This is a genomic window from Dethiosulfatibacter aminovorans DSM 17477, from assembly GCF_900142005.1.
GTDB classification, from domain to species: Bacteria; Bacillota; Clostridia; order Tissierellales; family Dethiosulfatibacteraceae; genus Dethiosulfatibacter; species Dethiosulfatibacter aminovorans.
Window position 1 is genome coordinate 95,023 of record NZ_FQZL01000014.1, and the last position, 9,424, is coordinate 104,446.

A 9,424-nucleotide genomic window follows, 5' to 3' on the forward strand; every position below is an offset into this window, starting at 1 on the left:
AATTTAAGATTTAGGAGGCAATTATGAAATATGATCATTTTGGAGTTTTAGGATTCCCATGGGACGGAGGAGCTTCACTGGGAAGACCGGGAGCAAGATATGCACCGAAGAAAGTAAGGGAAATTTTCGGTTGGTTCAAGAACCGAGAGGAAGACAGGATGGTTTATCTGGTTGATGAAAGAAGAACCGTACCATTCCATACGGACAAGATTGTTGACTATGGTGATGTTGATATAATTGTACCAAGTACTTCCGAAACATTTGAAAATGCAGAAAGACAGGCTAGGGAAATAATCGACAAAGGAGGATTCCCAATGGTTATCGGTGGGGATCATTCCATATCATTCCCTATTATCAAGGCACTCCATGACTCCTGCCAAGGTCAGGTTGGAATCATTCAGTTTGATGCTCATCTGGATCTTGTCGATGAGTCCAAACTTCAGGGTAAATATTCTCAGAGCAGTCAAATGAGAAGGGCCCTTGAACTTGACCGGGTAAATCCTGACAACATAGTTCAGATAGGAGTAAGGGGAGCAAACTATCCCTGGTATGATGACTATCTCAAGTCAACAGGTATCCATCAGTATACTTCCTATGAAATACATGAAGGTAAGCCAAGGGATATTGCCAAAGAAGTTGTTGACTTATATAGAAAGAACGGAGTTGAAAAGATATACCTTACATTCGACATCGATGTGCTTGATCCTGCTTTTGCTCCTGCTACAGGAGCGGATGAGCCATTTGGATTGAATCCCCACCAGTGCAAGGTTATGCTTCAGGAGTTTTATCCAATAGTTGATGCTTTTGATATAGCGGAGGTCAATCCTTTATATGAGGTGAACGACCAAACTATGGCTTTGTCAGCAAGGCTTATGTTTGACTGTTTTGTTTCAAAATTCAAGTAAGGAGATTCGGCGATGAAAAGTTTTGATTGGAAGTACCGGATTGGAGTCATATACATAGCATCAAGCGTAACCCTGGAGTGGGAATGGCAGAATGTATTGCCGGGAGATGTATCCTTCCATGTTGAGAGGATTGAGCTTGAGGATGCACAGGCTGATGAGGAGTTTCTTCTGGCTATGATGGAGTCGCCGCAGATAGAAAAGGCATCAAGGATACTGGGGGCTTTGGATGTTGATGTTATTGTGTTCTGCTGCACCATTGGCAGTCTTATAAAAGGAAAGGGATGGGACAAGGAGCTGCTGACAAGGATTGAGAAGAGCAGCGGAGGAGTACCTGCTACATCCACTTCAACTGGACTGCTTGAAGCTTTGGAGCATTTGGACAGCAAGGGAGTAAATGTGGTAACTCCCTATATTGATGAACTTAATGTGTTGGAGAAGAGATTTCTTGAGGATAATGGATTCAATGTTACTAGTCTTTTCGGATATCAGTGTATTGCGGATTATGACATAGCAAGGGTTACACCGGACCAATTCGTTGATGCTGTGAAGAAGGGAGATTCGGATGATGCAGACTGTGCTTTTATAAGCTGTACGAATTCGAACACTCTGGAAGCCATCAATCGTTTAGAGGAAGAGACTGGGAAACCGGTTCTTTCCAGTAACCAGGTATCCCTGTTGTCATCTCTCAAAAAAATCGGTTATCCTGTGGATAAGGTGCAGGATTATGGGAAAATATTCATTATATAGAATTCTTCACTCAAAATAAATTTGAAAGGAGTGAGAGTATGGAAATTCTAAAGAAAATAGACAAAATTATGTGCAAGATAGAAGAAATTCTGGTAGCGTCGAGTATTCTGGGAATGGCAGTCATCCTCATTGGAAATGTAATCAGCAGGTCCTTCTTCAACAGGAGTTGGGAGTTTGCTGAGGAACTTGGACAGATACTTATTATTATTGTAACATTCATAGGCATGAGTTACGCAGTAAGAAAGGGCAAGCATATCAGGATGTCGGCAGTATTCGATGCAGTTCCCCTGAAACTGAGAAAAATATTTGCCATAGTAATATCCTTCTTTACAGGAGGGTCAATGTTCTTTCTCTTCTATCTGTCAATCAACTATCTGATGGATGTGAATAAAAGCGGCAGGATGACACCTGTACTTAAAATACCCGTAGTATATGTTGTTTTATTTGTTTGTGCAGGATTCCTTCTGTCGTCACTGCATTACGTTAACATATTTATCAATAATATAAGAAAAAAAGAGGTATACATTGGTACCGAGGAGCCAGAATGAGAATGGATATTAGAGAGGAGATGAGAAAATGGTAATTTTATTATGCAGTATAATGGTAGTCTTCCTGATTCTTGGATTCCCAATGTTTGCTTCAATGATAGTAGCACCACTGGCCATGATGCTTGTGTATTTCTCAAGTCTTGACCTGGTTCTTATAATACAGCAGCTCATAGCAGGTATATCACCCTTTGTACTTTTAGCTGTACCTATGTTCATATTTGCAGCTGACATCATGTCCATGGGACATACTTCAAACAGGCTGGTTGACCTGGTGCAGTCCTTTGTAGGACATATATACGGAGGTCTTGCAATAACTACAGTAGGTGCATGTACCCTTTTCGGAGCAATCTCGGGTTCTACCCAGGCTACCGTAATAGCAATTGGTAAACCTATGAGGGATAACCTACTTAGAGTAGGATACAGGGATTCTGATGTTCAGGGACTAATCATAAGTTCGGCAAACATAGCCCTGTTGATACCGCCAAGCATAGTAATGATAATGTATTGCGTAGTTACAGGTGCATCAGTAGGGGAGCTTTTCATAGCAGGTATTGGACCTGGTCTTTTGCTCTTTGCAAGTTTTGCAGCATATAACTATTTCCATGCCAGAAAAATAGACCTTCCAAGAAAGGACAAGGCTACATGGGTTGAAAGAGCTAAGATATTCAGGAAGGCACTTTTGCCCCTTGGATTCCCTACCCTGATAATTGGAGGAATTTACACTGGTATATTCAGTCCAACAGAAGCTGCTGCAGCATCGGTGCTTTATGCATTCATAGTGGAGGTATTAATATACAGATCAGTAAAGATTAGCGATATGTACAAGTTGGCATTGTCAACAGGTGTGGTAACTGCTCTTGTGTTTATACTTATAGCAAGTGGTCAGATATTTTCCTGGGTCATCACTTATGCAAGGATACCGCAACTTATGACGGCGGCGCTTCTGGGGCCAGCACCTTCAGCGATCAAGATTCTTGTTCTTGTAACTATATTCTACTTTATAGGTTGCATGTTTGTTGACCAGGCAGTAGTTATTATAATATTGACACCTATTTTCTACCCAATAGCCATGAAGGCAGGAATAGATCCTATACACTTGGGAATTATTGTAACACTCCAGTCGGCAATTGGATCAGTAACACCGCCATTTGGCTGTAACATATTCACAGCATGTGCAGTTTTCAACAAACCGTATATTGAAGTAATCAAGGGGCTTCCCCCCTACGTAATAATATTTGGAATAATATCTGTACTGATGATATTCTTTCCAGAAGTAGCCTTGTTTTTCAGAAATATAGCGATGTAAATGAATAATAAATAAGAGAGGATGGATTTTATGAAAAGAAAATTTAGTATTGTATTGGTTATAGCACTTGTAATGTCTTTGTTTGTTGGATGTGGAAATGGAACTCCTGCAGATGAGCAAGTTGAAACAGTAGTATGGAAGGTGGCATTCGAGGAGATTGAAGGTGGAACCCAGGACCTTTACGCAAAAAAATTCGAAGAACTTATAGAAGCAAAGTTTGAAGGAAGGGTGGATGTAGAGCTTTACCCGGCAGGACAGTTGGGATTCGGATCGGCGCAGATAGAACTCTTAAAGGCTGGTGGAGTGGAGTTTATGCTCAATTATGCAGCAGCAGTGGCAACGACTATTCCTGAAACACAGGTATTGTCACTTAACTTCATGTTCTCTGAAGATCCTGAAGTCAACATGAAGGTTTTGAACAACGGAGAAGGTGTCAAGAAGCTTGATGAGCTCTTCCTGGCTAATGACATGGTATCACTCCACTGGCACAATCTTGGATTCATGCACTGGACGAGCAACAGACCTCTAGATTCAATGGATAACTTCAAGGGATTCAAGATGAGGACAATGGCTTCCCCGGTAATCATTGAAAACTACAAGGCTCTAGGAGCAAATCCTACACCTGTACCATTCATGGAGGTATATTCCAGTCTTCAGCTCAAGATGATAGACGGACAGGAAAATCCCATTACTGCAATTCAGGAGATGAAGTTTTACGAGGTTCAGGATTATTTGACATTGTCAAAGCATGGAATACTACCTGGCAATCTAGTGGCTAATGTAGGTTTCTGGAATGGACTCAGCGATGAAGACAAGGAATTGGTAAGAAGTGTATTCCCTGAACTTGGCGAGTACATAGTTGGAGCACAGAAGAATTTGACAGAAGAAAGACTTCAGAAAATCAAGGATTCAAGTGAAATACAGGTTGTTGAGCTGGCACCGGAAATCAGAGCAATATATGCTGAGGCCAGCCTTCCTGTTAGAGACAAGTTCATTGAAGAGACAGGCGAAAGAGGAAAGGAAATACTTGACCTGTTCCTTAAAGATTTGGAAATATATAAATAACATCAAGAAGAAAATTCCTTTCCAAAGGAATTTTCTTTTTTTACAGATTGAAATACTGAATGGAGATGAGTGAGTGTAATGGATGCTTCCATAATATTTATAAACGGTAATATTGTAACTATGGACAATGGTATGATAGCTGAAGCTCTTGCAGTGGAAAATGAAAGGATTCTTTATGTGGGAGACAACAGCCAAGCAATGAAATACTTGTCTGTAGATACCTGTGTAGTGAACTTGAAAGGCAAGACTATAACTCCTGTTTACAACAGGACGAATCCATTGGGTTTTATAGATGATATCCTAAGGGAGGCGGCTGAAAGCAACAAGGATAACCGTATTTATGAACTGCTGGAATCTATGACATTGAAGGCAAGCAGAGATAAAAAAACAGGAATGATAAGGGAAGGGTATTTGGCTGATATTGTAGTATTGGATAGCAATCCTCTGGTTTTAAGTTTTGAAATGCTTGAATCCATAAACCTGGAAAGTGTATATATAGATGGAAGCTTGGTATATGAGGCTACCAAGCGTGAAATATAAAAAAGCAAAAAGTGAGAGGTATATATGGAACCGACATTGATATTCATAAATGGAAACATAATAACTATGAAGGAAGGGCTAAAAGCCGAAGCACTAGCTGTTGAAGGTGACAGGATTACAGCTCTTGGCTCTAGAGATGAAATCATGGAATTGGCAAATGTAATGACACGGGTAATAGACCTTGAAGGAAGAACTCTTATGCCAGGACTTATAGATACACATGTCCATGTAGTAGGTTATGGCTTTTCTTTTGAGGCAATTGACCTGCTTGGGATACCTTCTCTTGAAAAACTTGTTGAAAAGTGTGAGAGACATATAAGAGAAAACGAAATACCGGATGGAACATGGATACTGGGAAGAGGATTTGATCATAACAGGTTTGAAGATACAAAAAGATTTCCGAATTCCAGTGATCTGAATAGAATATCTGAAAAACACCCAATCCTACTTCTAAGGACATGCGGACATATAGGTATTGCAAACGACCTTGCTCTTCAGTTTGCAGGTGTGGATGGTAATACTTATGTAAGGGGAGGCAGCTTTGATAAGCATGAGGATGGCAGTCCAAATGGAGTTATCAAGGAAGCTTCGCTTGAGTGGTTCAAGGAAAAAATGTCACAGTCAAGGAATGTTGATGATTTGAAAAGAGCAATAATGATTGGTGGAAGAGACCTGTCAAGGTTTGGAATAACATCAGTCCATACAGAGGATTCTTATGATCTGGGTTACGCAGGAGACCTTGAAGATCTTTATGAAGCTTACAGGCAACTAATCATTGAAGGTAATCTTTATCAAAGGGTATATCAGAAAATATCCTTGCCCAGGATTGAAAATGTTAGAAACTTTCTTAAGAAAGACCTTAAATCAGGCGACGGAAACGATTATTTCAGAATAGGACCGGTCAAGCTGTGGGCCGATGGAACATTGGGTGGAAGAACAGCATGGCTTATTGAGGATTATGATGATGCTTCTGGACAAAAGGGGATTTCAGTCTATGATGACGACGAAATGGTGGAAATAATAGACCTTTGTCAAAAGAACAATCTGCAGATGTGCATACATTCCATAGGTGATGCGGCACTTGAGCAGATATTAGATGCATATGAAAAGACAGGCAGCAGTTTGGAAGCAGATAACAGACACAGAATAGTGCATTGTCAGATAGGCAATCATAAGCAGTATGAAAGAATAGGTAGGTTGGGACTTAATATAAATATACAACCTTTACACACAAGAACAGACTTTCCTCTAATAGAATACAGGCTGGGCAAGGATAGGACATCAAAATGCCATGCCTGGAAATCCTTGAAAGAAGAAGGAGTTGTAATAACTGGAAGCTCTGATGTTCCATGCACTAATGATAGAAATGCAGCAAGTGTTTTTCAAGGTATTAGTGCAATAGTCAACAGAGATTATTGGCTCAAGGAAGAAGAAGTGTCTGTATATGATGCGCTTGAGATGTATACCACAAATGCAGCTTATTCTGCTTTTGAAGAAGATACTAAGGGAACAATAGAGGAAGGGAAATTGGCTGATTTGATTATACTGTCGGATGATCCTCTATCTATTGACAAAACTAGAATTAAGGATATTAATGTGGAGATGACTTTTCTGGGTGGTAGACTGATCTATGGAGGAATGAAATGAATTATAGAGAAATAAAAACTGATGTTCTAGTAATTGGAGGTGGTGTAGCAGGTTCCCTGGCTGCAATAGAAGCATCCAAGACTACAGATGATGTAATGCTTGTAGTGAAAGGGTTGGGAGGCAAAAGTGGCAATACTCCCATGGCAGAAGGAGGAATCCAGGCCAGCTTTCATCAAAGCGATACAATAGATGATCATATAAAGGATACATTGGATGCAGGCAAGTACATTAACAACAGGGAACTTGTGAGAGTAATGGCTGAAAAGGCTCCCGGCTCTTTCAAGAAAATCGAGGAATATGGAGTTTCTTTCATTGAAAATGAAGATGGTACATATTTCCAGTATGCATCAAGCGGAAGTTCACGTCCAAGGTGCCTATGGATAAAAGGTGGTGGTGCAGGACTTTCCAAACCGCTCTTTAAGACTGCCAAGGAAGTGGGAGTCAAATTCAAGGAAGATTTCATGGTGACTAAGCTCCTTGTATCGGACGACAGGGTGGTAGGCGCTATTGGACTAGATTGTCAAAAGGGGATGTTGACTTTTATAAGGGCAAAATCAATTGTCTTGGCAACTGGTGGCAATGAAAGGCTTTACTATTTCTCTGATGCATCAGTAGATTCTACGGGAGACGGTATAGCTCTTGCATATAATGCAGGAGCCCAAGTGATGGACATGGAATTCATGCAGTTCTATCCCCATGCGCTTGTCTATCCCGATGCCTTGAGAGGTGTGATCATACCGGAAGAGGTATACTATGAAAGTCTTGTTAAGGCCAGGATATACAATGGCCAGGGTGAAGAGTTCGCATACAGGTATGATCCTGTGAGAAAAGAAAAGACAACAAGAGATATATTGGCAAGAGCCATATTCACTGAAATTGATCAAGGAAGGGGAACCGAACACGGAGGGATCATAATCGATGGAAGAGGATGTGACAAGAAGGAGATTATGGGTCTTGTAGGTCCGCTTTATAATTTTCTCTTGAGAAATGGTGTCGATATGCTTGAAGTTCCTCTTGAAGTCGCTCCCAGCTCCCATTACCAGTGTGGCGGGATCAAGATTAAAGCCGATGGAAGTACAAATATCAAGGGATTGTATGCTGCAGGTGAATGCACGGGCGGATTTGACGGTGCAAACAGGCTGTCTAGCAATGCTCTTACCGAGGCTGTTGTTTATGGTATGGTAAGCGGCCAGGAAGCTGGTAGGTTTTCTAAGGATAATGACCACTTGATTAGTGATTATAATGATATCGAAACCGCCTGCAATGAAGTATATTCAATCTTACAAGGAGAAGAGAAAGAAGGTGTTGATGTGCTTGGACTGAAAGTGAAGCTGCAGAAACTTATGGTGAAGAAAGCCGGTGTTGTGAGAAACGAGACCCAGCTCAAGGAAGCGTTGGAAGAGGTCCATGAAATGAGGAAGCAATTCAGTAATGTCAGCCTGGTTAACAAGGATCTGGTATGCAACCAGGAACTTGTGGAAGCTCTTGAATTAAAGTCACTTCTTGATAATGCAGAACTTCTTATAAGAGCAGCCCTTTTCAGGAATGAAAGCAGAGGAAATCACTTCAGACAGGATATTCCTGAAGTCAATGATAGGGATTTCAAAGGAAGTTCATGTACGAGCAAAGGCAATGGTTTTGAACTGATATAATTTGTGAGGAGTGATGAAAATGAGATATTCTAAGGTTAAAATAGCCAGGCAATACAAGGATGAAGTAGAAAAAACATATTCGCAATATGAAGTGGAATATGATCCAAACAAGAGCGTTCTTCAGATGTTGAGGGAGATATTTGCAGAGGAAGACAGGAGTCTGTCATTCAGGAGATACTGCTGCAACAGGGGAGTATGTGGCTCATGTACCATGATAATAAATGGAAAGGTGAAGAGAGCATGTGTTACATCCATGTCAGATGAGATGACCATTGAACCTCTTGAAAAATATGGTGTTATAAAAGATTTGGTAGCAAATATTGATTGATTCAACAACCACTTTTCCGATTTGATAAAGGGCTTTCATGGAAACTATAGAATTGTTTCTATGGAAGCTCTTTTACATTAGAATGACAAAATTAAACAACTTGTTGAATAGTGATTGCAGGCATTTCCAACATCTTGCCAACATTGCCTGTAGATTATGCTTAATTACATTACGATACAATAGATAAAACTAGGTAACAAAAGAAAAAACAACCCTCTGAAACCTTGATATAACAGGTCATACACGTAACACTAGATAACACTCTGAAAAATGACTAGCAAACGGGCCACTGTAATAGTAAGGGATATCAATGGTTAGAGAGAATTGAATAGGAAAGTTTATGTGGAAATGTCGACAATTTGATATGCTCCCTTAGTAATAGACAGTTTAAATAATAAAACTGTTATCACTATGATATGCTCCCTTAGTAATAGACAGTTTAAATAATAAAACTGTTATCACTAGGAGGGCATATTTTTTATGGGAAGAAAAGGAAAAGTATCTTTTGAGGAAAAGACTCGTATAGTAGAAATGTATTTGAATGGTATTTGTTCACAAGAGGATTGTGCAAGGATAGCTGGAGTTACAAAAACATCAGTCCAGCAATGGATCAGAAAATACGAAACCTTTGGTATTGAAGGTTTAAATACAAAAATAAAGCATAAGAAATATACTAGGGATTTAAA

Annotated in this window: 10 protein-coding genes; all 10 read left to right on the forward strand. The window is 40.1% G+C overall.

The window, feature by feature from the left end:
• The first annotated feature begins 23 nt into the window (after window positions 1–23).
• On the forward strand, window positions 24–905 hold the full coding sequence (locus BUB05_RS10445; protein ID WP_073049554.1) for an agmatinase family protein: 882 nt from the start codon (window positions 24–26) through the stop codon (window positions 903–905).
• A 12-nt stretch (window positions 906–917) separates the two neighbouring features.
• Window positions 918–1,652 (forward strand): maleate cis-trans isomerase family protein, encoded by a 735-nt coding sequence (locus tag BUB05_RS10450; RefSeq protein ID WP_073049555.1) that lies wholly within the window; start codon window positions 918–920, stop codon window positions 1,650–1,652.
• Window positions 1,653–1,690: 38 nt separating this feature from the next.
• Window positions 1,691–2,200: a TRAP transporter small permease gene (locus tag BUB05_RS10455; protein WP_073049556.1), complete on the forward strand. Its 510-nt coding sequence runs from the start codon at window positions 1,691–1,693 to the stop codon at window positions 2,198–2,200.
• A 28-nt stretch (window positions 2,201–2,228) separates the two neighbouring features.
• On the forward strand, window positions 2,229–3,506 hold the full coding sequence (locus BUB05_RS10460) for a TRAP transporter large permease (RefSeq protein WP_073049557.1): 1,278 nt from the start codon (window positions 2,229–2,231) through the stop codon (window positions 3,504–3,506).
• Window positions 3,507–3,536: 30 nt separating this feature from the next.
• The gene (locus BUB05_RS10465; protein ID WP_073049558.1) at window positions 3,537–4,571 is read left to right on the forward strand and encodes a DctP family TRAP transporter solute-binding subunit; all 1,035 of its coding nucleotides are present in this window, start codon (window positions 3,537–3,539) and stop codon (window positions 4,569–4,571) included.
• A gap of 69 nt (window positions 4,572–4,640) precedes the next feature.
• A complete protein-coding gene (locus BUB05_RS10470) occupies window positions 4,641–5,111 on the forward strand; it encodes an amidohydrolase family protein (protein ID WP_139257988.1) in 471 nt (156 codons plus the stop codon).
• A 24-nt stretch (window positions 5,112–5,135) separates the two neighbouring features.
• Window positions 5,136–6,758 (forward strand): amidohydrolase, encoded by a 1,623-nt coding sequence (locus BUB05_RS10475; RefSeq protein ID WP_073049560.1) that lies wholly within the window; start codon window positions 5,136–5,138, stop codon window positions 6,756–6,758.
• Window positions 6,755–8,410: an FAD-binding protein gene (locus BUB05_RS10480; RefSeq protein ID WP_073049561.1), complete on the forward strand. Its 1,656-nt coding sequence runs from the start codon at window positions 6,755–6,757 to the stop codon at window positions 8,408–8,410. Before BUB05_RS10475 ends, BUB05_RS10480 begins: the two co-directional genes overlap by 4 nt.
• A 19-nt stretch (window positions 8,411–8,429) precedes the next feature.
• On the forward strand, window positions 8,430–8,738 hold the full coding sequence (locus BUB05_RS10485; protein WP_073049562.1) for a 2Fe-2S iron-sulfur cluster-binding protein: 309 nt from the start codon (window positions 8,430–8,432) through the stop codon (window positions 8,736–8,738).
• Window positions 8,739–9,218: 480 nt separating this feature from the next.
• A partial coding sequence (locus BUB05_RS10490) for a helix-turn-helix domain-containing protein (protein ID WP_139257990.1) occupies window positions 9,219–9,424 on the forward strand: 206 nt, incomplete at its 3' end.

Excerpts from the sequence above, each read along its gene's own strand:
- BUB05_RS10445 (WP_073049554.1), top strand. The coding sequence starts at position 24 with ATGAAATATGATCATTTTGGAGTTTTAGGATTCCCATGGGACGGAGGA.
- BUB05_RS10450 (WP_073049555.1), top strand. The coding sequence starts at position 918 with ATGAAAAGTTTTGATTGGAAGTACCGGATTGGAGTCATATACATAGCA.
- BUB05_RS10455 (WP_073049556.1), top strand. The coding sequence starts at position 1,691 with ATGGAAATTCTAAAGAAAATAGACAAAATTATGTGCAAGATAGAAGAA.
- BUB05_RS10460 (WP_073049557.1), top strand. The coding sequence starts at position 2,229 with ATGGTAATTTTATTATGCAGTATAATGGTAGTCTTCCTGATTCTTGGA.
- BUB05_RS10465 (WP_073049558.1), top strand. The coding sequence starts at position 3,537 with ATGAAAAGAAAATTTAGTATTGTATTGGTTATAGCACTTGTAATGTCT.
- BUB05_RS10475 (WP_073049560.1), top strand. The coding sequence starts at position 5,136 with ATGGAACCGACATTGATATTCATAAATGGAAACATAATAACTATGAAG.
- BUB05_RS10480 (WP_073049561.1), top strand. The coding sequence starts at position 6,755 with ATGAATTATAGAGAAATAAAAACTGATGTTCTAGTAATTGGAGGTGGT.
- BUB05_RS10485 (WP_073049562.1), top strand. The coding sequence starts at position 8,430 with ATGAGATATTCTAAGGTTAAAATAGCCAGGCAATACAAGGATGAAGTA.